This window comes from Actinophytocola sp. (assembly GCF_036402745.1).
In the GTDB taxonomy this organism is placed as follows: Bacteria; Actinomycetota; Actinomycetes; order Mycobacteriales; family Pseudonocardiaceae; genus Actinophytocola.
The window spans coordinates 1-23,960 of record NZ_DASWSJ010000162.1 but is presented as its reverse complement, the minus strand read 5'-3'; the positions used below and the strand labels follow the sequence as shown (position 1 = coordinate 23,960).

Genomic DNA, 23,960 nt, shown 5'->3' with positions numbered 1-23,960 from the left:
GGATCAGTTCGCCGAATCCAGCCTGCGCAGGGCCGCCCGAACGACCTCGGCGTCGGACGTGGTCCAGTAGCCGGGCAGCGACGCACGCAGGAAGCCGCCGTAACGCGCCGTGGCCAGCCGGGGGTCGAGGACGGCCACCACGCCCCGGTCGTCGGTGGACCGCAGCAGCCGGCCGGTGCCCTGGGCGAGCAGCAGCGCCGCGTGCGTGGCCGCCACGGACAGGAAACCGTTGCCGCCGCGTGCCTCCACCGCCCGCTGCCGCGCCGACGCGAGCGGGTCGTCCGGCCGCGGGAACGGGATCCGGTCGACGACCACGAGCTGCAGCGACGGCCCCGGCACGTCCACGCCCTGCCACAGCGACAGCGTGCCGAACAGGCACGTGGCCGGGTCCTCGGCGAACTTGCGCACCAGCAGCGCCGTGGAGTCCTCGCCCTGGCACAGGATTGGCACGTCGGCCCGCTTGCGCAGCGCCTCGGTGGCCTGCTTGGCCGCCCGCATCGAGGAGAACAGGCCCAGCGTGCGCCCGCCGGCCGCCTCCATGAGCGCCGCCAGCTCGTCCAGATAGGACGGTGGCAGCCCGTCGCGGCCCGGTGGCGGCAGGTGCTTGGCGAGGTAGAGGATGCCGCTGCGGGCGTGGTCGAACGGCGAGCCGACGTCCAGTCCGGTCCACTTCGGACCCTCGATCGACTTGTCCGTGGCCGCGCCCTCCACCTTGGCGCTCTCGCCCTGCTCGGCCGGCAGGCCCCACGAGCGGGCCATGGTGTCGAACGTGCCGCCGAGGGTGAGCGTGGCCGACGTGAGCACCGTGGTGTGCTGGCCGAACAGCCGCTCCCGCAGCAGCCCGGACACCGCCAAGGGCGCCGCCTTGAGCGCGGGCGGGCGCGGCGCGCCGACCCCGGAGTCGCCGGTGCGCCACACGACGTCGCGGCGGTGCGCGTCGTCGGCCTCGAACGCGCGGAGCAGCCGCACGGCGGTGTCGTGCACGTCGTCGAGCTGGGACTGGGCGAGCTTGCGCGCGGTGGCCACCTCGACGTCGCCCGACCGCTCCGAGCCCAGGCCCGACAGGCACGCGTACGCGGCGTCGCGGATGACCGACAGCGCGCCGGACAGCGGCGTGGGCAGCGCGTCCATCCGGCCTGCGGGCAGGTCCTCGAGGATCAGCGTGAACCCGTCACCCGCCTCGAGCAGCCGGTCGGCGAGCTCCTGGTCGACGACCCGCCCGGCGCGCCGCGCGGCCGCCGCGACCGACGCCGACGTGAGCTCGGCGGTGGCCGCCGAGGTGACCCGGTCGACGAGGTCGTGTGCCTCGTCGACGATGACCAGGTCGTGCTCGGGCAGCACCTGGAAGCCTTGCAGCGCGTCGATAGCGAGCAGCGCGTGGTTGGTGACGATGAGGTCCGCCCGGCCGGCCTCGGCACGCGCCTTCTCGGCGTAGCAGTCGGTGCCGATGGGGCAGCGGGACGCGCCGAGGCACTCCCGCGCGGAGACCGACACCTGGCGCCAGGCGTTCTCGGTGACACCCGGCACGAGCTCGTCGCGGTCGCCGGTCTCGGTGTCGGACACCCACTCGCGCAGCCGGGTGACCTCGCGGCCGAGCGCGGAGACGGCGAACGGGTCGAACAGCGCCGCGTCGTCGGGCTCGTCCTGCACGCCGCTGTCGAGCTTGTTGAGGCACAGGTAGTTGCGCCGGCCCTTGAGGATGGCGAACGTGGGCTTGCGGCCGAGGGGTCCGGCGAGCGCCTTCTCCAGGCGGGGCAGGTCGCGGTCGACGAGCTGGCGCTGCAGGGCGATGGTGGCGGTGGAGACGACGACCGTGGCCTCGCGCTCGACCGCGTGGCGCAGCGCCGGGACCAGGTAGGCGAGCGACTTGCCGGTGCCGGTGCCGGCCTGCACGGCGAGGTGGTCGCCGGTGCGGATGGCCCGCGAGACCGCCTCGGCCATGGCCAGCTGACCGGGTCGCTCGGTGCCCCCCACCGCCGTGACCGCCGTCGCCAGCAACTCGGACACGCCTGGGAGTTCGGTGGAGGATCGCGGCACAGCCGAACGGTACCTCTGCCCACCGTCAATCCTGCGCATGCACCCTCGTCGCCCGGACGGGTTGTCCCTTCGCCTCGACCGGGTGGCAGTCGGGCCGGGCTCTGGCGCGGGGCGTCGCGGGCGCGCTGTTCTCGGGGCATGACCATGAGATATGCCAGACGCACCGGCGTCGTCGGGCTCGCCGTCGCCGGTGTCTGCGTCGCCGTCTGCCTCGCCGGTCTCGCGCCGGCGCAGGCCGCCGACTGGGAGTCGATCGCGGGCGGCTCGCTCGGCGCCGTGGACCTCGTGCTCGACGGCGACCCGGCCGAGATCGCGCCCATCGCCGAGTGCGGCACCGACGGCGTCGAGGACGCCACCAGCTCCGGGGCCGAGGTGGCCGGCTTCGTGCAGTTCAGCGGCGGTACCTCGACGTGCACGGTCGACCAGGCCACCGGGGTGGCCACCGCGTCGGTCACCGGCGCCCGGTTCCGCCTGGACGGCCTGCGCCAGTACGGCGGCCCGCGCACGATCCGGATGACGAGCTTCACCGCCACCTGCCACACGACGGAGACCGGCAGCAGCGCGAGCTTCCAGTTCCGCGGCCTGACGGGCCTCACGGTGCCGTCGAGCATCCCGCCGAACCACGTGATCACCATCCCCGGCGCGGCAGGCGCCCCACCGGTCGCGACGGTGACCCTGAACGAGACGATCGTGCCCAGCCCGCCGGACGGCAGCATGACGGTGAACCTGATGCACTTCCACCTGTTCCCGCAGGGGCCCGCGGACAAGGCGAGCGGCGACATCGTCGTCGGCTCGGTGAACTGCGCCCCCTTCTGATCCCTGACGACCTGATTCCTGACGACCTCATCTGACGACGGCAACGGCGCCCCACCTCGGTGCGGGCGCCGTTGCCGTTGCTGTTGCCGGGTCAGTGGTCCACTGCCACCACTGCGGCGTGGGACTCGGTGTTCCGGCGGGTCTTCACCCAGCCGTTGCGCTTGCGGATCAGCCGGAACAGGGCGCGCCACGAGGTGATGTAGAACGTGTAGATGTAGAGCGCGTACGCGAAGCCGTACGCGATGCCGCGCAGGCGGCCCACCGTCGGCTCGCACTTCGCGCGGTAGATCGGGCCCCAGATCAGGAACGGCAGCAGGCCGAACGACCCGTACACCGCGAACAGGACCCACGCGCCGCCCGAGAACCACGACCACACCTCGCCCGGGTCGCCGCCGGCGCGGATGCCCAGCAGCAGGAACGGGATCGGGTACACCAGCGTGCCCAGCAGCTGCAACCACGGCTGCGCCAGGTAGTACAGCATCTCCGCGGCCCCGATCGTCGACAGGTGCGCCGAGTCGAAGATCCGCCGCACGTACCGGGCGCACTGCATCGTCCCCTGACCCCACCGCGTCCGCTGGGACAGGAACCGCCGCAGGCTGTACAGGCCCTCCTGCGCCACGTGCGTGTCCCGGGTGAAGCCCGTGCGCCACCCCGCGGTCAGCAGGTGCACACCCAGCTCGAAGTCCTCCAGCAGCGCGCCGCGCCACGGGCCGCCGGTGCCGGCGATCGAGGTCAGCGCGGACAGCCGGGTGAACTGGCCGTTACCGCCCATCGAGATCGTCCCGGTGAGGCCGCGGGAGGTCTGGATCGCCGCGATCGCGGTGCGGAACTCCAGGTCCTGCATCCGCACCAGGCCCGCGCCGAACCGCTTGCCCAGCCGGCTGCCGCCCGCCTGCGGCCGGCCCCGGTTGGACATCCACACGTCGACCTGCACCGCGCCGATCGACGCGTCGCCGAACAGGTGCTCGGCGGCACAGGCGGCCAGGCAGTTCCGCGCCGGCCGGCCGTCCGCGTCGACCACCACCACGATCGTGCGGTTGTCGTCGACGTGCTCGCCCAGTGACGCACGCAGCGCGCGGTACGCGGCGTTGAGCGCGTCACCCTTGCCGGTCCGCGCTCGCGGCCGCCGGCGCGACACCAGCCGCAGGCGCGACTCGGCCGACGCGATCCCGGACACCACCGCGGCCGTGGCGTCCTCGGAGTGGTCGTCGACCACCCACACCTTGGCCGTGGGGAAGCTGTCCAGCAGGTAGCGCACGGTGCCGGCGATCACCGGCTCCTCGTCCCGGCACGGCACGAAGAAGTGCCAGTCGAACTCGCCGGGGTCGCCGGGCTTCGCCGGCACGTGCCGCAGGTAGGGCACCACGATCAGGCACACGTAGGTGAGGAAGGCGACGCTCATCGTGAGCGCCAGGGCCTGGGTCAGGCCGAGCAGCACGGGAAGGCTCACGCGGACTCCCGAGGACGCGGCGATCGGGTGGCGAGCCACACGAACGTCACCAGCGCGGCCGCGCCGCCGAGCACGCTGATCAGCGAGCCGAACATGGTGTGCCCCAGGTAGTAGCCCTGGTCGGTGCCCAGCCAGTTGATCAGCCCGACGAGCACCAGCAGCCGCAGCTGGTTGACCAGGATCAGCGCCACCACCGCGACGCCGAGCGCGAACAGCACCTGCCCGGCGATCCGCGGCCGGAGCACGATCATCACCGCGCCGACCACCAGCAGCGGCAGCAGCAGGAACGCCGAGGTGCACTCCGGGCTCATCCGCAGCCCGAAGGGAGTGTCCGAGCCGAGTCCGAAGTAGACGGACTGGCGGGAGGCGGCGACGTAGACGCCGTCGGAGGTGAACAGCCGGATGACGCCACCGGCCAGCATCATCTCGACGGTGCGGTACGTGCGTTGCCAGATGATGAGGGCAGCGGCGATCGCGAGCAGGAGAACGGCGAGGGCCTTCGGCCAGCCGGCGGTTCTCGGCCCGGGCGCCGGCAGTGCGCCGACAAGCGTCACCGCGGCTCCTTTCGAGCGAGGCGAGGGCGTAGGACAGCGACGATCTTCCGGCTATAACACCGGATGGGGATATCCCTGAATCGGGTGATCCATGCGGGGCCTGCATCGCTGTGCGTCAACAAAGGCAGGCGCCGCCGCCACTCGAAAGTGAATCATGATCCCGTTACGGTCAAAGTGGATCAACTCTGTTTACCCTTTTGCCTTCTCCTTCGATACGCATTCGCACGGCTAAGGCCGTGCCGTCACAACAAAATTCGGAGGAACACACAATGCGCATGCGATCTGTGCGCCGCGGCGGCGCCCTCGGCGCCGTCGTGGCGGCATCGCTCATTCTCGGGGCCATGCCCGCCTCGGCCGCGCCAGGAGACGGCTCGGCGTTCGCGGCCAAGGTGTCGGTGACGCTGCTCGGGCAGCCGGCCGCGAACGTCGGACCGCTGGCGCCGTCGAACACCAACGGGCCCACCAGTGCCTCGGTGGCCAGCATCAACGCCGCCGGGCTCGTCACCGCCGGCCTCGTCACCAGCAAGGCCGAGCTCAACGAGGAGACGGGCGAGGTGCACGCGCAGGCCGACCTGGCCAACGTGGGCATCGCGCTCGGCGCGCTCAGCGGCAAGATCAGTGCCGTCAACGCGACCTGTGACGCCACCCAGGCGGGCACCAAGGGCTCCAGCACGCTGGCCGGCGTCTCGCTGCCGGGCGTGAGCGTGCCGGTGAACCCGGCGCCGAACACCACGATCGACCTCGTGCTGGCGAAGATCATCTTCAACGAGCAGATCAGCGGCCCCGACGGCAGCCTCACGGTCAACGCCGTGCACGTGAAGCTCAACGCGCTGGTGGGCAAGGGTGACGTCATCCTGGCTCAGGCCAAGTGCGGCCCGGCGGCACCACCCGTGCCGCTGGCCTCCGGCCTCGGGCTCTGGGTCGGCCTCGGGCTCGTCGGTCTCGCCGCGATCCCGGTCGGCGGCATGGTGATCCGCAAGCGCCGGACCGCGACCGCGGCCGCGTAGGCGAGGAGACCGACGTGTACCGAGCACCGACCGGAGGAGCCATCGGCGGCGCCGGTGGCCTCGCGTTCACCGGCGCGAACGTCAGCTGGTGGATAGCGCTCGGGATCGTCCTGCTGGTCGCCGGGCTGCTGCTGATGCACGCGGCCCGGCGCCGCAGGCGGCTCGCCGGGAGCGAGCAGCCGAGCGCCGAGTAGATCCGCGGGGGTGGTTCCGGCCGGGCTGGCGCCGGCCGGGACCACTTCCCGGGCAACCCATCCACCCGCTGAGCACGTATGGGAAGTAATGGACGAGATTCTGCTGCTGGTCGGCACTCGGCCGGAGGCGGTCAAGGCCGCCCCGGTCGCGCTCGCCCTCGCCGAACAACCCGGCCTCCGCCCCGTGTTGGTCCACAGTGGACAACACGCGGCGATGGTCGAGCAGGCGCTGGCGCCGTTCGGGCTGGCGCCCGACGAGCGGCTGGCGCTCACCCGCACCACCGGTGGCCAGGCCGAGCTCTTCGCGGGCCTGCTGCCCGCGCTGGACGAGCTGCTGACCCGCCGCCCGCCGGCCGCCCTGCTGGTCCAGGGCGACACGTCGACCGCGCTGGCCGGCGCGCTCGCCGCGTTCTGGCGCGGGATCCCCGTCGTGCACCTCGAGGCGGGGCTGCGCACCGGCGATCTCACCGCGCCGTTCCCCGAGGAGGCCAACCGCCAGCTCGTGGCCCGGATCGCCGCGCTGCACCTGGCCCCGACCGCCGTCGCCGCCGGCGCGCTCGCCGGCGAGTCGCTCGCGCACCCGCGGATCGTGGTCACCGGCAACACCGTCGTCGACGCCGCGCTGCGGATCGCCGCGCTCGAGGCACCCGCGGTCAACCCGGACCTCGTCGCCGTCGAGCGCGAGCTCGAGGCACACGGCGGCCGGCTCGTGCTGGTCACCGCGCACCGCCGGGAGTCCTGGGGCGCCCCGTTGGACGAGGTCCTCGGCGCGGTCGCGGTGCTCGCCGACCGGCACCCCGATGTCCACGTCCTGCTGCCCATGCACCCGAACCCCGCCGTCCGCGGGCAGGTGGTCGCCGCGCTCGGCGGCCATCCGCGGGTGACGCTCACCGAACCGCTGGCCTACCCCGACCTCGTGCGCGTGCTGCGCCGGGCCGCGCTGGTGCTCACCGACTCCGGCGGGATCCAGGAGGAGGCGCCGAGCTTCGGCGTGCCGGTGCTGGTGCTGCGGGAGGTGACCGAGCGGACGGAGGCGGTGCACGCCGGCTGCGCGTGGCTCGTCGGCACCGACCGCCCCCGGATCCTGGTGGAGGCCGACCGGATGCTGCAGGCGAGTCTGCGGATCCCCTTGCACAGCAACCCCTTCGGCGACGGCCGCGCGGCCGAGCGGGTGTGCGCGGCCATCGCCGACCTGCTCACCCGTCCCGGCCGCAACCCCGGCGACGTGCTCGAGTCCGTGTCCTGACCCGCTGCGGCGGAGCGTGGTCACATCCCGGCGAGCAGCAGGAACAGCGGCGGCGCGACGATCGTCATGCCGAGGCCGCACAGGAGGCCCCGGTTGCGGCGCTTGGCGTTCGAGCGGTCCACCGGCGTCCGGCGGCGGTCCAGGGTGAGGCCCGCCAGCCACGCGATGGCGGCCGACCCGGCGATCAGCGGCAGCCACATCAGGCCGGCCGGCAGGTAGAGCAGCGAGGTCAGGTCGGCGTCGCGGTCGGTGGGGCGTTGGAGCTCGATGAACGTGACGGCGATCGGCCACCACAGGACCAGCGGCACGGTGATCGCCCAGCCGGCCGAGACGGGGAAGCGGCTCACGCGACGTGCGGGGTGCCGGCCAGCCGGACCGCGTTCGACGTCAGCTCGCGCAGGGCCGCGTCGACCGTCGCGCGGGCCACGCCCGCGGTGAGGTCCAGCAGCACGGTCGTCGCGAAGCCCGCGCGGGTCGCGTCCAGGGCGGTGGCCCGCACGCAGTGGTCGGTCGCGATGCCCACGACGTCCACAGTGGACACGTCGCGGGCGCGCAGCCAGTCGGCGAGCGGGGTGCCGTCCGGGGCGGCACCCTCGAAGCCCGAGTACGCCGCCGCGTGCGCGCCCTTCGAGAACACCGCCTCGATCCCCCCGACGTCCAGCGACGGGTGGAACGACGCGCCCGGCGTGCCGGCCCGGCAGTGCGGCGGCCACGTGTCGACGAAGTCCGGCGTCGCGGAGAAGTGCGCGCCCGGGTCGATGTGGTAGTCCCGCGTCGCCACGACGTGGTCGTGCCCGCCGGACCGCACGAGCGAGGTGATGGCCGCCGCCACCCCGGCCCCGCCCGCCACGGCGAGCGAGCCGCCCTCACAGAAGTCGTTCTGCACGTCCACGACGATCAGCGCGTTGGCCACTGCGTGCTCCTCAGGAGTAGACGGTCGGGATGGCCGGCTCACCCTGGGACAGCTTGAGGCCCTCCCACGGCAGGCTCACCAGCCCGTCCCGCACCCGTTGCCGGCTCTGCTCCAGGGTGGGCAGCTCACCCACCGGTTGTCCACCACGCAGCAGCGCCACCACGAGCTGCCGGTCGTGCTCGCCGGCCTTCGGCATGTCGTCGCCGACCACGTACACGACCTCCTCCAGCGCCGTGCCGGTCGGCTTGTGCCGGCGCAGCGCCGCCTTGCGCCCGGCCCGGGACTCCTTGTGCGAGCTGCGTTTCGCCACCGGCCGACCGTCCACTTCGACCAGCTTGTAGACCATCCCGGCGGTCGGCGAGCCGGACCCGGTGACGAGCGACGTGCCGACCCCGTAGGCGTCGACCGGCTCGGCCCGCAGCGCGGCGATCGCGTACTCGTCGAGGTCGCCGGACACCACGATCCGGGTGTTGCGCGCGCCCAGCTCGTCGAGCTGCACACGGGCCTGCCGGGCCAGCACGCCGACGTCGCCGGAGTCGATCCGGATGGCGCCGAGCGACGGCCCGGCGACCTCGATGGCCGTCCGGATGCCGGCGGTGATGTCGTAGGTGTCGACCAGCAGCGTCGTGTCCGTGCCCAGCGCGTTGACCTGCGCGGTGAACGCGGCCTGCTCGCTGTCGTGCAGGAGGGTGAACGCGTGCGCGCAGGTCCCGGCGGTGGGGATGCCGTAGGTGCGGCCGGCCTCCAGGTTCGACGTCGTCGCGAAGCCCGCCAGGTAGGCCGCACGTGCCGCGCTGACCGCGGCCGCCTCGTGCGTGCGCCGGCCACCCATCTCGATGATTGGCCGGCCGTTCGCCGCGCTCACCATCCGCGCGGCGGCGGACATGATCGCGCTGTCGTGGTTGAGCACCGACAGCACGAGCGTCTCCAGCAGCACCGCCTCGGCGAACGTGCCGCGCACGGTGAACAGCGGCGAGCCGGGGAAGTACAGCTCGCCCTCGGGGTAGCCGTCGACGTCGCCGGTGAACCGGTAGTCCGCGAGCCAGTCGAGGGTGGCCGCGTCGACGACCTCGCGGTCGGCGAGCTCACGCAGCTCGTCGTCGCCGAAGGTGAACCGGCTGATGGCCTCGACCACCCGCGCGGTGCCGCCGACGATGCCGTAGCGCCGCCCGTTCGGCAGGCGCCGGGCGAAGGTCTCGAACACGCACTGCCGCCGCGCCGTGCCCGCGGCCAGGGACGCGGCCAGCATGGTCAGCTCGTAGTGGTCGGTGAGCAGCGCGGTGCTGGTGCCGGTCATGAACCGTGAGCCTAGACATGCCACCATGGACGGCATGCCGGTCCATCTGTCCATGCCCGTGGAACAGGAGCAGACACAGGCCGAGCCGGTCGGCTCGGAGGTCGCGGCCGAGGACAAGCCGTGGCAGACCATCGTGTGGAACGACCCGGTCAACCTGATGTCCTATGTGACCTATGTGTTCCAGAAGCTGTTCGGCTACTCGCGGGAGCAGGCCACCAAGCTGATGCTGGACGTGCACCACAAGGGCCGGGCCATCGTGTCCTCCGGCTCCAAGGAGAAGGTCGAGGGCGACGTCGCGAAGCTGCACGCGGCGGGCCTGTGGGCGACGATGCAGCACCAGTCGTGATCCCCTGGGAGCGCGTCGGCGACACGGTCACCACCAAGCTCGACCGGCGGGAGGCCACCGTGCTGCGCGGGCTCATCACCCAGATCGACGGCATGCTGCAGGCCCGGCTCGAGGCCACCCCGCAGGACGAGCTCGCCGAGCTCACCGGCATCCGCACCGGCATGACCTCGGCGCCCGACGACCCGATCCTGGCCCGGCTGCTGCCCGACTTCCACCGCATGGACCGCGAGGACGAGCCGTCCAAGGAGGAACGGGACTCGGCCGCGGCGCTGCGTTCGCTGCACGAGCCCGAGCTGCTCGACCTCAAGACCGGGGTGGCCGGCGTCGTGCTCGACACCTGCCCGCCCGACGGCGGCACGGTGAAGCTGTCGCTCGAGCAGGCCGACGCGTGGCTCTCCGCGGTCAACGACGTGCGGCTGGCGCTCGGCACCACGCTGGACGTCAGCGAGGACATGCCCGAGGAGCTGCCCGAGGACGACCCGCGCAGCCCGCACCTGGGGGTCTACCAGTGGCTGACGTGGATGCAGGAGCACCTGGTGCTGGCCCTCTCGCCCGATGACCTTTAACGCGATCACCGACGTCGAGGGCGTGCTGGTGGGCCACCACCAGCGCATCGGCGACGGCTGGGCCACCGGGACCACCGTCGTGCTGCTGCCACCGGGGTCCACCGGCGCGGTCGACGGCCGGGGCGGTGCGCCGGGGACACGGGAGACCGACCTGTTGCTGCCGGAGAACCTGGTCGCGCAGGTCGACGCCATCTGTCTGTCCGGCGGGAGCGCCTACGGGCTCGCGGCGGCCGACGGCGTGATGTCGTGGCTCGGGTCGCACAACCAGGGGTTCCGGGTCGGCGCGGGCGAGCACGAGGTCGTGCCGATCGTTCCCGCGGCCGTCCTGTTCGACCTGCCGCGCGGCGAGTGGGGCAACCGGCCGTCGGCCGAGTTCGGGTCGCTGGCCTGCTCGGTGGCCGCGTCCGGGCCGGTCGCGCAGGGCTGCGTCGGCGCGGGGACCGGCGCGAAGGTCGGGTCGCTCAAGGGCGGCGTCGGGACGGCCGGTGTCGCGGTCGACGGCTTCACCGTGGGCGCGCTGGCCGCGGTGAACGCGGCCGGCGAGGCGGTCGACGTGGCGACCGGCACGCCGTGGGCGGCCGACCACGAGGTCGACGGCGAGTTCGGCAGGTCGTGGCCGGGTCGCCCGGGGGTGCTGCCGCCGGTGACGCCGACGGACCTGAACACGACGATCGGCGTGGTCGCGGTCGACGCGGACCTGTCGAAGGCGGAGTGCCGCCGGCTGGCGGTCGCCGCCCAGGACGGCCTGGCGCGCGCGGTCCGCCCGGCCCACTCGATGTTCGACGGCGACACGGTGTTCGCCGTCGCCACCCGGTCCCGCCCCCTGGTGCCGGCCGACGCCCCGTTCGGCCCGATGGCCCGCGCGGCCGCGCTCGACCACCTGTGCGCGGCCGCCGCCGAGGTCTTCGCGAGGGCCGTCGTGCACGGCGTGCTGGCGGCGACCCGCCTGGCCGGCCTACCGGCCTACCGCGACGTGTGGCCCGCCGACGGGCGCTGAGTCACCCGTACTGGACATGCACGGGGTGGGCCAGCACCGAGTGCTGGAGGTAGCCCAGCTCGTTCCACGTCGAGGAGTCCGGCTGGGTGTTGCCCTGGTCGTCGGTGGCGCGCACGCGGAGAACGTGGTCGCCGGGGGCCGGGTTCCAGTCGAACTGCCAGCGCACCCACGCCCCCGGCAGGTGCGGTGACGTGATCGGCGCGTCCTGCCAGGGACCGTCGTCGATGCGGTACCGCACCGACACGACCCGGTTCTCGCCCGCGAACGCCCGGCCGCGGACCAGCTGCGGTTCCGGCCGCAGCCGCGCCGGCCATGGCAGCTCCACCAGGCTCGCCACCGGGAGCGCGGTGATCACCGGGCCGTGGGCGGGCCCGCGGGCGGGGAAGTCCGGGCCGATCAGCACGTAGTCCTCGGTGTTCCAGGGCACGTACAGGGCGTCCTCGGAGACCTCGAGCCGGCCCAGCCACTTGATGCTGGCCGCACCGAGCCAGCCGGACACCACCAGGCGGGCGGGGAACCCGTGGTCGGGCGGGAGCGCCCCGCCGTTCATGGCCAGCGCGACCAGGGTGTCGTCGGCGTACGCCTTGGCCAGCGGCATCGGCCGGCGGGCGCGGATCTCGTCGAGCGACTCAGGCATGACCTCGCACGCGCCGGGGGTGATCCCGGCCGGCTCGAGGAGGTCGCGCAGCCGGACACCGGTCCACTCGGCGGTGCTGATCGCGCCGCGCCCCCACTGCGTGCCGTGGAAGGTGCGGCCGAACTGCTGACCCAGCAGGACACGGCGGTTGCCCGCGCACTCGAGCGTGCGGGTCACCGAGACGAGTGGGAAGCGGTGCCACAGGTCGTCGTAGGTGTAGGCGAGCGGTTCGCGTACGCCGTTCCCCTCGACCCGCAGCGTCCAGGTCGCCGCGTCCAGGTGTGGCGTGGGCGCGTGGCTGCGGATGAAGAACCGGTCGGTCGGGGTGAGGTAGCCCGGCATGCGGTCCGGCCGGGTCCCGTAGTCCAGGCCCGTGCCCGTGTCCTCCATCAGGTCGGCGGGGGTGGCCTTGACGACCTTCCGGGCGACCTTCCCGGCGACCTTCCGGGGTGCCATGGGTGCGACGACGTCCATGACCTCCAGCGTCGTCCTCCGGCGGGGCCGTGTCGTCGCGGCTACCGCCCAGCTGCGGTTCGGGTGACCTGCACCCCGCGCATACCTGCCAGCCGGAATGATCCAGCTCTCACAAGGTGGGAGGCAGGTGCCCACCACGTAGGATTGCGTTGTGCTTCGGATACGCCGTGACCTGGTCGACGCGATGGTCGGGCACGCCCGCCGGGACCACCCGGACGAGGCGTGCGGTCTGCTCGTAGGGCCGGAGGGGTCCGACAGCCCCGAGCGCTTCGTGCCGATGCTCAACGCGGCCCGCTCGCCCACGTACTACGAGTTCGACACCACCGAGTGGAACGCCGTGTACCAGCAGCTCGCGCGCGACGACGAGGAGCCGGTGGTCATCTACCACTCGCACACGGCGACCGACCCGTACCCGTCGCGCACCGACATCGCCCGGGCCGGTGAGTACGCCCAGCTGCTGCCCTCGCCGCATTACGTCCTCATCGCCACCCGCGATCCAGAGGAACACGAGCTGCGCTCATACCGCATCGCCGACGGTGAGGTAACCGAGGAGCCCGTCCACGTCGTCGAAGTGGCGGACCACGGCTGAAATACGCACGCGATCCAGAACGTCTTCCTATCAGAGCCAGTACACAGCGGAGGTTCCACATGGCCGTCACCGTCTCCATCCCGACCATCCTGCGCACCCACACCGGCGGGCAGAAGTTGGTCGAGGCGAAGGGTTCCACCCTCGCCGAGGTCATCGACAGCATCGAGGCCGACCACGGCGGCCTCAAGGCACGCCTGGTCAAGGAGGGTTCGCTGCACCGCTTCGTGAACGTCTACGTCAACGACGAGGACGTGCGCTTCGCGGGCGGCCTCGAGGCGGCGATCGCCGACGGCGACAACGTCACGATCCTGCCGGCCGTCGCCGGCGGCTGACCCGTGGCCCGATTCGACTCACTGCTCGACGCCCTCGGCAACACGCCGCTGGTCGGCCTGCCCAGGCTGTCGCCGTCGGAGGACGTGCGGATCTGGGCCAAGCTCGAGGACAGAAACCCGACGGGGTCCATCAAGGACCGGGTGGCCCTGCGGATGATCGAGGCCGCCGAGCAGGAGGGCACCCTCCGTCCCGGCTGCACCATCCTCGAGCCGACCTCGGGCAATACCGGTATCTCGCTCGCCATGGCCGCCAAGCTCAAGGGCTACGGCCTGGTGTGCGTGATGCCGGAGAACACGTCCGAGGAGCGCCGGCTGATCCTGCAGGCCTACGGGGCACGCATCGTGAGCTCCCCGGCCGCCGGCGGTTCCAACGAGGCGGTTCGCAGGGCCAAGGAGCTGGCGAAGCAGAACCCCGACTGGGTGATGCTCTACCAGTACGGCAACCCGAACAACGCGGGCGCGCACTACCACGGCACAGGCCCGGAGATCCTCCGCGACCTCCCGACGGTGACCCACTTCGTCGCCGGCCTGGGCACCACCGGCACCCTGGTCGGCGCCGGCCGGTACCTGCGCGAGCACAAGCCGGACGTGCAGATCGTCGCCGCCGAGCCGAGGTACGGAGAGCTGGTCTACGGCCTGCGCAACCTCGACGAGGGCTTCGTCCCGGAGCTGTACGACCCCGAGGTCCTGACCGGCAGGTACTCGGTCGGCTCGTACGACGCCCTGCGCCGGACGAGGCAGCTGCTGGAGACGGAGGGCATCTTCGCGGGCATCTCGACGGGCGCGATCCTGCACGCAGCCCTTGCGGTGGCGGAGAAGGCAGCGGCCAACGGTGAGAAGGCGGACGTGGTGTTCGTGGTGGCGGACGGCGGCTGGAAGTACCTGTCGACGGGAGCTTTCACGGGCTCGCTGGACGAGGCGGCAGAACGCCTGGACGGCCACCTCTGGGCATGAGCACAGTGCCCAGCGCCTGACCCTCGGCGAAGCGAAGCGGGCAGCCGACAGCTCGGCCCAGCCCCTCATGGTGCGTGGCAGGAGACGGCGCGGACCGGCAGAGCGAGCAATCCTCAGGGAGATGTCAGGGTTCGTCCGGACCCGGGGACCCGAGAACGCACGTAATCTCGAAGACGTGAGCACTCTGCCGATCAAGCCGGCCGACAAGCCGAAGGCCCCAGCGAACCGGATCGTGCCGCCCAACCCCGTGCAGGCGGCGATCGTCATCGGGGCGTTCACCGCCCTGCTTTACCTGATCGAAGCCGTCGACGCCGTCCTCCCGGCCAACCTCGACAACCTCGGCATCCAGCCGCGCACGCTCGGTGGCCTCGACGGCATCGTCTGGGCGCCCCTACTGCACCACGGCTGGGCCCACCTGTTCGCCAACACCCTCGCCATCCTCGTCTTCGGCTTTCTCGCCATGGCCAACGGCATCGGGCAGTGGGTCGCGGTCACGATCACCGTCTGGCTCGTCAGCGGCATCGGCGTCTGGCTCACCGGCGGGGTCGGCGTCACGGTCGGCGCGTCCGGCATCGCGTTCGGGTGGCTCGCGTTCCTGCTGGTCCGCGGCCTGTTCAACCGCAGCTTCGGCCAGCTCGCGGTCGCCGTCGTGCTGTTCCTGTACTGGGGCAGCACGCTGCTCGGCGTCCTCCCGGGCAACCCGGGCGTCTCCTGGCAGGGCCACCTCTTCGGCGCCCTCGGCGGCATCCTCGCCGCCTGGCTCGTCTCCATGGCCACCCGCCGCGCCGAGGCCAAGCCGGCCGCCGCCGCGCCACTGTGACCGCCCCGATCGGCATCTTCGACTCCGGCGTGGGCGGCCTCACGGTCGCCCGCGCCATCGCCGACCAGCTGCCCGGCGAGCGGCTGCGCTACGTCGGCGACACGGCCAACGGACCCTACGGCCCGCTGCCCATCGCCGAGGTCCGCCGGCACGCGCTCGCCATCGCCGACGAGCTCGTCGCCGGCGGGGTGAAGCTCCTGGTCCTGGCCTGCAACACGGCGTCCGCGGCCTGCCTGCGCGACGCGCGCGAGCGCTACGACATCCCCGTCGTCGAGGTCGTCGTGCCGGCCGTGCGCCGCGCGGTCGCCACCACGCGCAACGGCCGGGTCGGGGTCATCGGCACCGCCGGCACCGTCCGCTCCCGCGCCTACGACGACGCGTTCGCCGCCGCCCCGGACATCGAGCTCACCACCGCCGCCTGCCCGCGGTTCGTCGACTTCGTCGAGCGCGGCATCACCTCCGGCCGCCAGGTCCTCGGCCTCGCGCAGGGCTACCTCGAGCCGCTGCAGCAGGCCGACGTGGACACCGTGGTACTCGGCTGCACGCACTATCCGCTGCTCACCGGGGTCCTGCAGATCGTCATGGGCAACGACGTCACGCTCGTGTCCAGCGCCGAGGAGACGGCCAAGGACGTCTACCGGGTGCTCACCGAGCGCGACCTGCTGGCCGAGCCCGGCGACGACGTCCGCCACGAGCTCGTCGCCACCGGCCCGGCCGAGCCCTTCGCCCGGCTGGCCCGCCGGTTCCTCGGGCCGGAGCTTGGCGCGTTCGTCCCGGCCGGAACGCCTTAGGCTGTCCGGCGTGTTGTTGACCGTGCTCGGCTGCTCCGGCAGCGCCCCGGGGCCGCGGGCCCCGTCCTCCGGCTACCTCCTGGAGGCCGACGGGTTCCTCCTCGGCATCGAGCTCGGCAACGGCACGCTCGCCGAGCTGCAGGCCGTCGCGGACCCGTTCGCCCTCGACGCGCTGCTGTTCTCCCACCTGCACCCGGACCACTGCGCCGACTTCTCCGCGCTCACCGTCCTGCGCCGCTACCACCCGAGTCCCTCGCGCGACCCGCGGGCGGACCGGCTGCCGGTGTACGCGCCAGGCGAGGCGCCGAGCCGGTTCGCCGCCGCCTACGCCCCGGACAAGGCCGAGCGCGCGACCACCGACCTCACCGACACCTACGACTTCCGCGCGCTCGCGCCCGGCACGCTCCACATCGGGCCCTTCGAGGTCACCGCGGCCGTCGCCGCGCACCCGTGCGAGGCATTCAGCTTCCGGATCGTCCACGGCGGTCGGATCCTGGTCTACACGGGCGACACCGGCGTCTCCGCGGACCTCGACGTGCTCGCCGCGGGCGCGGACGTCGTGCTCGCTGAGGGGTCCTGGACCCACGCCGAGGACCGGCCGCCGGCCCTGCACCTGTCCGGCACCGAGGCGGGCCGGCTGGCCAAGAACGCGGGCGCGGGCCGGCTGCTGGTCACCCACGTGCCCCCGTGGACCGACGGCGATGCCGTGCTCGCCGAGGCCCGCGTGGAGTACCCCGGCCCGGCCGAGCTCGTGGTCCAGGGCGCCCGCTACGAGATCTGAACACGTCAGGGGCTCCCGGCGAGGTCCGGGCCGGGAGCCCGGCCACCGAGCATCGACCATCACTTGACAGTCGTCAAGACATAGCTGGACAACTGTCAAGAATTGCGGCGTGTCGGTTTAGAATCGCGTTCGTGTCTCAGGCCGTCGACCCGAAGCAGGACCGGATCTCGCGCCGGCAGGCCGACAAGTTCGCCGAGCGGCGTGCGCAGTTGGCCGCGTCCGCGCTGCTGACCCTGTCCGAGCTCGGCTACGCCCGCACGAGCCTGCGGGAGATCGCGCAGAACTCGGAGTTCTCCCACGGCGTGCTGCACTACTACTTCCGCGACAAGGTCGACCTCATCACCTTCTGCGTGCGGCAGTACAAGGCCGAGTGCGTCACCCGCTACGACCAGGTCGTGGCCACCGCGCGCACCGCGGAGGAGCTGTGCGAGGGCTTCGGTGCCGCGATGGTCCAGACGCTGCGCGACGACGCCGCCATGCACCGGCTCTGGTTCGACCTGCGCAACCAGAGCCTGTTCGAGAAGTCCTTCCAGGACGACGTCACGGAGATCGACCGCAGCCTCGAGCGGATGATCTGGCGGATCGTCACCCAGTACGCGGAGCTGTCCGGCTCAACGCTCGCGGTGCCGTCCCGCCTGGCATACGCGCTGTTCGACGGAGTGTTCCAACAGGCGCTGTTCGGGCACCTGGCCGGCGGCGACACGACCTCGACCCAGCTGCGGGAGCACGTCCGGCAGGTCCTCGGCCTGGTCGTCCACCCCGGCTGAGCCGGACCGCCCGTGCGGCGGGTGGCGCAGCGTCAGCCAGGCGAGCAGCCCGGCCGGGATGATCAGCCAGCACGACAGCAGCCGGTAGACCAGCACGGTCGCGGCCGCCGCGGCCTCGCCCGCGCCGGCCGACACGAGCCCCGCGAGCAGGCTGATCTCGATCACGCCGATGCCGCCGGGGGTGAGTGGGATCTGCCGGACGATCTGCACGGTCAGGTAGATCGCGCCGAGGGCCACGACGTCGAGCGGCAGGTGGAACGCGCGGGCCGCGGCGTAGAGGCAGAGCAGGTCGGTGAGCCAGTTGGTGAGCGAGGCGGCGAGCGCCAGGCCCCAGTGCCGGCCGGGCACCGCACGTGAGCTGCTGACCGCGTCGACGACCGGCCGCAGCGCCGCGGCGAGGCGCGGCCAGCGCGGCTCGATCCGGGCGAGCGGGTTCACGTGCGCGCGCGGGTGGTTCGAGTGCAGCTCCCCGCTCGACTGCCGGGCGAGCATGCCGACGAAGATCAGCAGGCCGAGCGTGAGCACCGCGGAGACCTGGGTGAGCGCGGGGTGCGCCGTCCAGGACTCGCCGAGCTTGACGGCGGCCGTGGCGAGCGCGCCGGTCGTGTACAGCAGGGCCAGCGCGGCGATCGAGAGCAGGCCGGACAGCACCATCACGGTGGCCGCGGTGCGCCTGCTCGCGCCGTCGGTGCGGAACTGCCTGAACGCGTAGGCGGCGGAGATGGCCGAGCCCGCGGGCAGGCTGATCGCGATGGCCGAGCGGCTGTAGGCGAGCGCGAGGGCGCGGTGGCGGGTCATGGGGACGCCGAAGGCGGTGAGCAGCCGGCGTTGCTGGCGGGCGAACATGCCCATGGACACCAGCTCGGCGGCGGTGGCGACGGCCAGCCAGCTCGCGTCGGCGTCGCGCAGGGCGGCGGTGACCTCGGTGAGGCTCGGCAGCCTGTCCCGCAGCGTGAACACGGCGACCACGAGCAACGCGAGCACGACGGCGACCCGCAGCAGGGTCAACGTTCGGCTTCTGACCTTCCCCGACATGTCCCCCTCCACAATTTCATCATGCGATGAACTCTCCTCCGCGTGGGTGCCGTGGTCAATCCGCGGGTGCGCTCGTTCGGGTGGGCGCCGGGAGACCTTCGCCACAGTCGTAGGGTTTCCCTCGTGGCACGTAGCGATGGCAGAAACGACGACCAGCTCAGGGACATCAAGCTCACCCGCGGGTACCAGGAATGGCCGGCCGGCTCGGTTCTGGTCGAGTTCGGCAAGACCCGGGTGTTGTGCGCGGCGAGCGTGACCGAGGGGGTTCCGCGGTGGCGCAAGGGTTCCGGCCTCGGCTGGGTCACCGCCGAGTACGCGATGCTGCCGTCCGCGACCAACACCCGGGGTGACCGCGAGTCGGTGAAGGGCCGGATCGGCGGGCGCACGCACGAGATCAGCAGGCTCATCGGCCGCTCGCTGCGGGCGTGCATCGACCTGGCGGCGCTGGGCGAGAACACGATCGTCATCGACTGCGACGTCATCCAGGCCGACGGCGGCACCCGGACCGCGGCCATCACCGGCGCCTACGTGGCGCTCGCCGACGCGATCACCTGGCTGGGCGCGGCCGGCCGGCTCGCCGACCCGCAGCCGCTGTCCTGCGCGGTGTCCGCCATCAGCGTGGGCGTGGTCGACGGCCGGGTGCGGCTGGACCTGCCGTACGAGGAGGACGCGCGGGCCGAGGTCGACATGAACGTGGTGGCCACCGACGCCGGCACGATCATCGAGGTGCAGGGCACGGGCGAGGGCGCCACGTTCACGCGGTCCACTTTGGACAAGATGCTGGACCTCGCGCTCGCCGGCTGCGCGGACATCAACGCCAAGCAGGCCGCGGTGCTCGCCGAGCCCTACCCCGGAACGCTGCCGGCGCCGAAGGCCGTCCGTTCGTGACCCGGCTCCTGGTGGCCAGCCGGAACGCGAAGAAGCTGGCGGAGCTGCGCCGGATCCTCGCCGGCGCGGGGCTCGAGGTCATCGGCCTCGCGGACGTGCCGCCGTTCCCCGAGGCACCCGAGACCGGCGCGACGTTCGAGGAGAACGCCGTGGCGAAGGCCCGCGACGCCGTGGCCGCCACCGGCCTGCCGACGGTCGCCGACGACTCGGGCATCGCGATCGACGCGCTGAACGGGATGCCCGGGGTGCTGTCCGCGCGCTGGGCCGGCAGCGCCAAGGACGACGCCGCCAACCTCAACCTGGTGCTGGAGCAGCTCGCGGACGTGCCGGACGAGCGGCTGACCGCGGCCTTCGTGTGCGCGTCCGCGCTCGTCCACCCGGACGGCACCGAGGTGGTCGCGCGCGGTGAGTGGCCGGGGACCATCGCGCGGAAACCCCGCGGCACCAACGGTTTCGGCTACGACCCGATCTTCGTCCCGGCGGGGGAGACTCGCACGTCGGCCGAGCTGCCAGCGGCGGAGAAGGACGCGGTGTCCCACCGCGGCCGCGCGCTGGCGCGGCTACTGCCCCACCTGCGCGCCCTGAGCGGTTAGGCCCCGGGCAGCAGCGGTTCCAGGGCCGCCGCGGCCGCGGTCACCGACTGTGCCGACCTCGCCCAGCCGGAGCCGAGCGGGTGTTCGGTGAGCAGCACGACGACGTACCGGAACCTCGGCCCGACGAGCCCGGTGCTGTGCAGCACCATCGTCTCGTCGTTGTTGCCCCAGCCCTGCTTGATCGCCCACTGGGCCCGCATCCCGTCCGGGATGCCGAAGTGCTGGTCGAACCCGTCGGCCGCGACCCGCGGCGCCCGCCCGAGGGAGTCGATGATCAGCGCGCTGTCGTCCGGCGGCATGCTCAGCACGTACCGGTAGATGGTCACGATGTCCCGGGGCGTCACCACGACCTCGCCCCAGCGGCCGGACACCTCCGGCGGCGACACGCCGGTCAGGCCCAGCTCGGCGGCGGTCCGCGCCACCATCCGGGGGCCGCCGTCCTGGACCCAGAACAGGCTCGCGATGTCGTCGTCGGACATCCGGAGCATCCGGGCGACCTGCTCGCGGTCCTCGGCGTCCGCGCCGTTCTCGAGCGCGTCGATCGCGATCAGCAGCTTCACCAGGGACGCGGACCGGAACGACCGGTCGGCGTTGTACGCGAGCGGCGTCGCGCCCGTGGTCCGGTCGAACACCACCGCGCCGAGCGTCGTGTTCGGCTCGACCTTGGCCGCCGCGGCGACGAGGAGGTTGGCGGGAATCGTCGCCGGGCGCTTGCCCGGGACCGCGGCCGGCTTGGTCGATGCCGCCGGCGGGACCGAGTTCCTCGGCATGGGCGTCGGCGGCGCGCTGGTCCTCGCCTGCGGTGGCACCGGGATCGGCGGTCCGGGCGACGCGCCGACATCCACGGGACGAGCGCCACAGGCAGCGATCAGTCCCAAGAGGAGGATCACGAGAACCCAGCGAACGCGACGGAGCGGGAAGGTGCGCATGCCGTCAATACGCGGCTGGAATTCACGAAGTTGACCTGGTGGAGCGGCAACTTCCCACGCACCGTGGCGTACGGATCAGACCCGGATCACGTTGTCCCGTCGGGCTTTTCGCGCCTGATTCGTTATTTTCAGACCCCGAGGTCCTTGCGTAGCTTCGCCACGTGTCCGGTCGCTCGCACGTTGTACATCGCCTTGGCGATCTTGCCCTCGGGGTCGACCACGAACGTGGAGCGGATCACACCCATGATCGTCCGTCCGTAGTTCTGCTTCTCGCCGAAGGCACCCCACGCGGTGAGGACCTCGCGGCTCTCGTCGGACAGCAGCGGGAACGTGAGCCCCTCGTCGGCGACGAACTTGGCGAGCTTGGCCGGCTTGTCCGGGGAGACGCCGAGCACGGTGAAGCCGGCGTCGTTGAGCTCGGCCAGGTTGTCGCGGAAGTCGCAGGCCTGCTTGGTGCAGCCGGGTGTGCCGGCGGCGGGGTAGAAGTAGACGACGACGTGCTGGCCGCGGAAGTCGGCGAGCGAGACCTCGTTGCCGTTGCTGTCCGGGAGGCGGAGGTCGGGGGCCGGGTCGCCCTCGGAGAGCCGTTTCTGATCGGTCATGCCGGTGACGTTAGCCGGTGGGTCAGACAGTGCCGTCGTAGAGCCCGATGGCCGTCGCGCCCGCGGTGTCCGGCCGGACGGTCACCCGCAGCGTGCAGGTGCGCTCGGGCACGGCGAACGCGATCGCGAAGTGCAGGCTGTCGTCCGGCGTGACCTCGTCGACGGTGCCCGAGATGCCGGGGTAGCCCTGGGTCGAGTCGATCACCTGCTCGGCCTGCTTGCCCTCCACGACCGCGACGAAGGACAGTTGTGCGGGCCGGAAGGCGAGCGTGCTGCCGTTGTCGATGGCCAGCTCGAAGGCGACCGCGCGGCCGACCCGCGGGTAGGCGGTGTCACTGGGCGTGAAGGACTTGGGCGCGGAGACGGTCAGCACGACGCCGTCGCCGATCGACTTGCGGGTGCCGTCCGTGGCGCGGTAGTCCGAGCGCTCGGCGGCCGCCGTCGGGGTCGCGGACCGCGTCGCCCGCTGGGCGGCCTCGGTGGAATGCCCGATCCCGCATCCGGCCAGGACCAGCAGTGCGCAGGCAGCGACCGCAAGCCTGGCGATCAGCACCGGGGGTGCCCCTTCCTTGGGGTGGTGGTTACGTCTGAATGCACTATTCCGGTGCGACACCTGGTGCAGGGGCGTCGAAGCGCACCTGGTGTCGTGCCGTGGCCGAGCTGTGACCACAAGGGCACCGAAAGTGATCAGTGCCACGCCGTGGCCGGGCGGCTTGCCGGCTTGGTCAGGCGGCCAGCGCGAAGAAGAGGATGAAGACCGCGACCGTGACGAGCCAGGTGGCGATCAGCCAGCCGAAGTCGCGCCAGGGGGAGATCGCCTTGTTGTCCTCGCCGGGGACGTAGACGCCGCGGGCCTCGAACCGGTCGATGAGGTTCAGCACGGAGTCGAGGGCGCGTAGTGCACGCATGTCCGGCTCCTCCCGTCGTCCGGTCAATGGTGACACGTCGGTCAGCGTGGTGGCCGAATGGGCCCGCTGGCGTAGAAGGCCTTGCAGACCCCGTCCACCCGGTCGGTCGCCACGTGCAGGACGCGGCGGCCGTCCGCGGAGGCGACGATGCTGGGGCTGAAGTTGCGGCAGGCCTCGTTGTCCGGGTCGGGCACCACCACCGGCGCCGGGACCTCGCGCCACGGGCCGGTGCCGTCGGCGTCGTTGACCAGGAGGGTCCGGCCGTTGCCCGGCGCGTGGCTCCCGTCGGCGTTCACGAGCATCTCGCTGGCGAGCAGGATCGCGCCGGTCGGGCTCACGGTGATCGTCGGCGTGTGCCGCGGGTACTTGCCGTCTGCTGTGCGGATCCCGGTCCCCAGGTCGAGCGGGTCCCCGTAGTCCCAGCCGTCGGCCGACGTGCGGAAGTACGCGCCGCAGAGTGGTTCGTCGAGGTTGCAGACCTCGTAGACCATCAGGAAGGTGCCGTCCGCGAGCTGGCGCACGCCCGGCATCCCCGGCCGGACGAAGAAGTCGGTGTTCTTCACGGTGTCGCGCCGGTCGGTCCAGGTGATGCCGTTCCTGGAGCGGACCTGGACGATCTTCTGGTCGTGGTGGGGCTTGTCGGACTCGTCGGCCCAGTGGACGACCAGGTAGCCGTCTCGCGATACGGAGAGCTCGGGCTCCCAGGCGTTGTACCGGTTGGGCGAGGTGGCGATGTCGGAGAGGAAGGTCCAGGTGCGGCCGTGGTCGCGGCTCTGCCAGAGACGTTGCGTCGTGTGCCGCTGCGCCTCGGGGGCTTTGTAGCCGGCGGTCGTGGCCCACAGAAGCGTGCCCTCCCGCAGCGCACCGACCCGCCGGGGAAGCTCGTAGAGGGTGCCGCAGCACATCCCCCCGCCACCCGCCCCCGCCGGGTCGGCGACCATCCCCACCTGCTGGAACGTGGCGCCCCCGTCGGTGCTCTCGAGCACGATCCCGACGCTGTCCCCGTTCACGACGCTGCCCACAGTGGCAAGAACCCGCCCGTTGGCGTCCCCACTGTGCGAGAGCCGGATGACCCGCGGATAGCTGGCTCCGCCCGGATAGATCAGCCCCTGCCGCGCCTCGCTGACTGGCTCCGCGGCCGGCCCCGCCTGCTCGGCGCCCACCCCAGGAGCGACCCCAACCAACGCGAGCCCCACCAGCCCCAGCCCGACCCCAACCCGCCCGAACACCCGCACCCCGACCACGCCCCCGACCCCGCTCGGATGACCCCTGCCAGGCCAAACCCTAACGAACCACCACCCCGACGCCGCGACTTCCACCATCACCCGACTGGATACGCTGTGGCCCGGCGCCAAGGCGCCAGGGGCCGTAGCCCAACGGCAGAGGCACTGGACTTAGGTTCCAGCCAGTGAGGGTTCGACTCCCTTCGGCCCCACC

28 protein-coding genes, 1 tRNA gene and 1 pseudogene are annotated in these 23,960 nt (G+C 72.4%); 17 read left to right on the top strand and 13 right to left on the bottom strand.

Going from position 1 to position 23,960, the window contains the following annotated elements:
- Positions 1-3: 3 nt before the first annotated feature.
- On the bottom strand, positions 4-2,076 hold the full coding sequence (locus tag VGD70_RS16180; protein ID WP_414637977.1) for an ATP-dependent DNA helicase: 2,073 nt from the start codon (positions 2,074-2,076) through the stop codon (positions 4-6).
- A 99-nt stretch (positions 2,077-2,175) separates the two neighbouring features.
- On the opposite strand from VGD70_RS16180, the gene VGD70_RS16175 reads away from it, so the two are divergent.
- Complete coding sequence (locus VGD70_RS16175) at positions 2,176-2,853, top strand: choice-of-anchor P family protein (protein ID WP_331082282.1); 678 nt, start codon at positions 2,176-2,178, stop codon at positions 2,851-2,853.
- Positions 2,854-2,944: 91 nt separating this feature from the next.
- Here VGD70_RS16175 and VGD70_RS16170 read toward each other — a convergent pair whose 3' ends face one another.
- On the bottom strand, positions 2,945-4,255 hold the full coding sequence (locus VGD70_RS16170) for a glycosyltransferase family 2 protein (protein WP_331082292.1): 1,311 nt from the start codon (positions 4,253-4,255) through the stop codon (positions 2,945-2,947).
- 44 nt (positions 4,256-4,299) lie between these two features.
- Positions 4,300-4,857 (bottom strand): exosortase P, encoded by a 558-nt coding sequence (xrtP, locus tag VGD70_RS16165; RefSeq protein WP_331082281.1) that lies wholly within the window; start codon positions 4,855-4,857, stop codon positions 4,300-4,302.
- 269 nt (positions 4,858-5,126) lie between these two features.
- On the opposite strand from xrtP, the gene VGD70_RS16160 reads away from it, so the two are divergent.
- The 3 genes from VGD70_RS16160 (at position 5,127) to wecB (ending at position 7,304) form a co-directional block, all read left to right on the top strand.
- Positions 5,127-5,864: a choice-of-anchor P family protein gene (locus VGD70_RS16160; RefSeq protein ID WP_331082280.1), complete on the top strand. Its 738-nt coding sequence runs from the start codon at positions 5,127-5,129 to the stop codon at positions 5,862-5,864.
- A 14-nt stretch (positions 5,865-5,878) separates the two neighbouring features.
- The gene (locus VGD70_RS16155) at positions 5,879-6,058 is read left to right on the top strand and encodes an LPXTG cell wall anchor domain-containing protein (RefSeq protein WP_331082279.1); all 180 of its coding nucleotides are present in this window, start codon (positions 5,879-5,881) and stop codon (positions 6,056-6,058) included.
- 88 nt (positions 6,059-6,146) lie between these two features.
- Positions 6,147-7,304, top strand: a complete 1,158-nt coding sequence (wecB, locus tag VGD70_RS16150) for a non-hydrolyzing UDP-N-acetylglucosamine 2-epimerase (protein ID WP_331082278.1) — start codon at positions 6,147-6,149, stop codon at positions 7,302-7,304.
- A gap of 20 nt (positions 7,305-7,324) precedes the next feature.
- Here the strand turns inward: wecB and VGD70_RS16145 are convergent, their stop codons facing one another.
- Genes VGD70_RS16145 through VGD70_RS16135 form a run of 3 tightly spaced genes read right to left on the bottom strand, consistent with a single transcriptional unit; the run spans position 7,325 to position 9,514 of the window.
- Positions 7,325-7,651: a hypothetical protein gene (locus tag VGD70_RS16145; RefSeq protein WP_331082277.1), complete on the bottom strand. Its 327-nt coding sequence runs from the start codon at positions 7,649-7,651 to the stop codon at positions 7,325-7,327.
- Complete coding sequence (locus VGD70_RS16140; protein WP_331082276.1) at positions 7,648-8,217, bottom strand: isochorismatase family protein; 570 nt, start codon at positions 8,215-8,217, stop codon at positions 7,648-7,650. Before VGD70_RS16140 ends, VGD70_RS16145 begins: the two co-directional genes overlap by 4 nt.
- 10 nt (positions 8,218-8,227) lie before the next feature.
- A complete protein-coding gene (locus tag VGD70_RS16135; RefSeq protein WP_331082275.1) occupies positions 8,228-9,514 on the bottom strand; it encodes a nicotinate phosphoribosyltransferase in 1,287 nt (428 codons plus the stop codon).
- 46 nt (positions 9,515-9,560) lie between these two features.
- Between VGD70_RS16135 and clpS the strand changes: the two genes are divergently transcribed.
- From clpS to VGD70_RS16120, 3 genes are read left to right on the top strand one after another with little or no spacing between them, the layout of a single operon-like run.
- Positions 9,561-9,860, top strand: a complete 300-nt coding sequence (gene clpS, locus VGD70_RS16130) for an ATP-dependent Clp protease adapter ClpS (protein ID WP_331082291.1) — start codon at positions 9,561-9,563, stop codon at positions 9,858-9,860.
- Complete coding sequence (locus tag VGD70_RS16125; protein WP_331082274.1) at positions 9,857-10,426, top strand: DUF2017 domain-containing protein; 570 nt, start codon at positions 9,857-9,859, stop codon at positions 10,424-10,426. Before clpS ends, VGD70_RS16125 begins: the two co-directional genes overlap by 4 nt.
- A complete protein-coding gene (locus tag VGD70_RS16120) occupies positions 10,416-11,423 on the top strand; it encodes a P1 family peptidase (protein ID WP_331082273.1) in 1,008 nt (335 codons plus the stop codon). The genes VGD70_RS16125 and VGD70_RS16120 overlap by 11 nt, the downstream gene beginning before the upstream one ends.
- A gap of 1 nt (position 11,424) precedes the next feature.
- On the opposite strand, the gene VGD70_RS16115 is transcribed toward VGD70_RS16120, so the two are convergent.
- Positions 11,425-12,534: a sulfite oxidase gene (locus VGD70_RS16115; protein ID WP_331082272.1), complete on the bottom strand. Its 1,110-nt coding sequence runs from the start codon at positions 12,532-12,534 to the stop codon at positions 11,425-11,427.
- Positions 12,535-12,685: 151 nt separating this feature from the next.
- Here VGD70_RS16115 and VGD70_RS16110 point away from each other — a divergent pair, with 151 nt between their 5' ends.
- The 7 genes from VGD70_RS16110 (at position 12,686) to VGD70_RS16080 (ending at position 17,568) form a co-directional block, all read left to right on the top strand.
- On the top strand, positions 12,686-13,123 hold the full coding sequence (locus VGD70_RS16110; protein WP_331082271.1) for a M67 family metallopeptidase: 438 nt from the start codon (positions 12,686-12,688) through the stop codon (positions 13,121-13,123).
- A gap of 59 nt (positions 13,124-13,182) precedes the next feature.
- The gene (locus VGD70_RS16105) at positions 13,183-13,455 is read left to right on the top strand and encodes a MoaD family protein (RefSeq protein WP_331082270.1); all 273 of its coding nucleotides are present in this window, start codon (positions 13,183-13,185) and stop codon (positions 13,453-13,455) included.
- Between the two features lie 3 nt (positions 13,456-13,458).
- The gene (locus VGD70_RS16100; RefSeq protein WP_331082269.1) at positions 13,459-14,409 is read left to right on the top strand and encodes a cysteine synthase; all 951 of its coding nucleotides are present in this window, start codon (positions 13,459-13,461) and stop codon (positions 14,407-14,409) included.
- A gap of 175 nt (positions 14,410-14,584) precedes the next feature.
- A complete protein-coding gene (locus tag VGD70_RS16095) occupies positions 14,585-15,229 on the top strand; it encodes a rhomboid family intramembrane serine protease (protein WP_331082268.1) in 645 nt (214 codons plus the stop codon).
- Positions 15,226-16,020 carry a glutamate racemase gene (murI, locus tag VGD70_RS16090; protein WP_331082267.1) on the top strand — a complete coding sequence of 265 codons (795 nt, stop codon included), beginning with the start codon at positions 15,226-15,228 and terminating at the stop codon, positions 16,018-16,020. Before VGD70_RS16095 ends, murI begins: the two co-directional genes overlap by 4 nt.
- A 10-nt stretch (positions 16,021-16,030) precedes the next feature.
- On the top strand, positions 16,031-16,801 hold the full coding sequence (locus VGD70_RS16085) for an MBL fold metallo-hydrolase (RefSeq protein ID WP_331082266.1): 771 nt from the start codon (positions 16,031-16,033) through the stop codon (positions 16,799-16,801).
- Between the two features lie 131 nt (positions 16,802-16,932).
- Positions 16,933-17,568 (top strand): TetR/AcrR family transcriptional regulator, encoded by a 636-nt coding sequence (locus tag VGD70_RS16080; RefSeq protein ID WP_331082265.1) that lies wholly within the window; start codon positions 16,933-16,935, stop codon positions 17,566-17,568.
- A gap of 48 nt (positions 17,569-17,616) precedes the next feature.
- On the opposite strand, the pseudogene VGD70_RS16075 reads toward VGD70_RS16080, so the two are convergent.
- A pseudogene (locus VGD70_RS16075) lies at positions 17,617-18,603 on the bottom strand (lysylphosphatidylglycerol synthase transmembrane domain-containing protein); the annotation flags it as partial.
- Between the two features lie 123 nt (positions 18,604-18,726).
- Here VGD70_RS16075 and rph point away from each other — a divergent pair.
- Positions 18,727-19,491, top strand: coding sequence for a ribonuclease PH (rph, locus tag VGD70_RS16070; RefSeq protein ID WP_331082264.1), 765 nt, complete (start codon positions 18,727-18,729; stop codon positions 19,489-19,491).
- On the top strand, positions 19,488-20,084 hold the full coding sequence (gene rdgB / locus VGD70_RS16065) for an RdgB/HAM1 family non-canonical purine NTP pyrophosphatase (RefSeq protein WP_331082263.1): 597 nt from the start codon (positions 19,488-19,490) through the stop codon (positions 20,082-20,084). The genes rph and rdgB overlap by 4 nt, the downstream gene beginning before the upstream one ends.
- Here the strand turns inward: rdgB and VGD70_RS16060 are convergent.
- The 5 genes from VGD70_RS16060 to VGD70_RS16040 all read right to left on the bottom strand — a co-directional run bounded on the left by VGD70_RS16060 (position 20,081) and on the right by VGD70_RS16040 (position 23,767).
- Positions 20,081-20,854 (bottom strand): serine hydrolase, encoded by a 774-nt coding sequence (locus VGD70_RS16060; RefSeq protein ID WP_331082262.1) that lies wholly within the window; start codon positions 20,852-20,854, stop codon positions 20,081-20,083. The two genes, rdgB and VGD70_RS16060, sit on opposite strands and share 4 nt — an antisense overlap.
- 287 nt (positions 20,855-21,141) lie before the next feature.
- Positions 21,142-21,615: a thioredoxin-dependent thiol peroxidase gene (gene bcp / locus VGD70_RS16055; RefSeq protein WP_331082261.1), complete on the bottom strand. Its 474-nt coding sequence runs from the start codon at positions 21,613-21,615 to the stop codon at positions 21,142-21,144.
- Between the two features lie 22 nt (positions 21,616-21,637).
- Positions 21,638-22,168 carry a hypothetical protein gene (locus VGD70_RS16050; RefSeq protein WP_331082260.1) on the bottom strand — a complete coding sequence of 177 codons (531 nt, stop codon included), beginning with the start codon at positions 22,166-22,168 and terminating at the stop codon, positions 21,638-21,640.
- Between the two features lie 172 nt (positions 22,169-22,340).
- On the bottom strand, positions 22,341-22,523 hold the full coding sequence (locus VGD70_RS16045; protein WP_331082259.1) for a hypothetical protein: 183 nt from the start codon (positions 22,521-22,523) through the stop codon (positions 22,341-22,343).
- A 41-nt stretch (positions 22,524-22,564) separates the two neighbouring features.
- The gene (locus VGD70_RS16040) at positions 22,565-23,767 is read right to left on the bottom strand and encodes a sialidase family protein (protein ID WP_331082258.1); all 1,203 of its coding nucleotides are present in this window, start codon (positions 23,765-23,767) and stop codon (positions 22,565-22,567) included.
- Positions 23,768-23,885: 118 nt separating this feature from the next.
- Between VGD70_RS16040 and VGD70_RS16035 the strand changes: the two genes are divergently transcribed.
- Positions 23,886-23,958, top strand: a tRNA-Leu gene (locus VGD70_RS16035).
- The last annotated feature ends 2 nt before the right edge of the window (positions 23,959-23,960 follow it).

What these genes read in the sequence shown, in the direction of transcription:
- VGD70_RS16180 (WP_414637977.1), bottom strand. Translation starts at nt 2,076, where the DNA reads ATGCGCAGGATTGACGGTGGGCAGAGGTACCGTTCGGCTGTGCCGCGA.
- VGD70_RS16175 (WP_331082282.1), top strand. Translation starts at nt 2,176, where the DNA reads ATGACCATGAGATATGCCAGACGCACCGGCGTCGTCGGGCTCGCCGTC.
- VGD70_RS16170 (WP_331082292.1), bottom strand. Translation starts at nt 4,255, where the DNA reads ATGAGCGTCGCCTTCCTCACCTACGTGTGCCTGATCGTGGTGCCCTAC.
- VGD70_RS16160 (WP_331082280.1), top strand. Translation starts at nt 5,127, where the DNA reads ATGCGCATGCGATCTGTGCGCCGCGGCGGCGCCCTCGGCGCCGTCGTG.
- wecB (WP_331082278.1), top strand. Translation starts at nt 6,147, where the DNA reads ATGGACGAGATTCTGCTGCTGGTCGGCACTCGGCCGGAGGCGGTCAAG.
- VGD70_RS16135 (WP_331082275.1), bottom strand. Translation starts at nt 9,514, where the DNA reads ATGACCGGCACCAGCACCGCGCTGCTCACCGACCACTACGAGCTGACC.
- VGD70_RS16120 (WP_331082273.1), top strand. Translation starts at nt 10,416, where the DNA reads ATGACCTTTAACGCGATCACCGACGTCGAGGGCGTGCTGGTGGGCCAC.
- VGD70_RS16115 (WP_331082272.1), bottom strand. Translation starts at nt 12,534, where the DNA reads ATGGACGTCGTCGCACCCATGGCACCCCGGAAGGTCGCCGGGAAGGTC.
- VGD70_RS16105 (WP_331082270.1), top strand. Translation starts at nt 13,183, where the DNA reads ATGGCCGTCACCGTCTCCATCCCGACCATCCTGCGCACCCACACCGGC.
- VGD70_RS16060 (WP_331082262.1), bottom strand. Translation starts at nt 20,854, where the DNA reads ATGCCGAGGAACTCGGTCCCGCCGGCGGCATCGACCAAGCCGGCCGCG.
- bcp (WP_331082261.1), bottom strand. Translation starts at nt 21,615, where the DNA reads ATGACCGATCAGAAACGGCTCTCCGAGGGCGACCCGGCCCCCGACCTC.
- VGD70_RS16045 (WP_331082259.1), bottom strand. Translation starts at nt 22,523, where the DNA reads ATGCGTGCACTACGCGCCCTCGACTCCGTGCTGAACCTCATCGACCGG.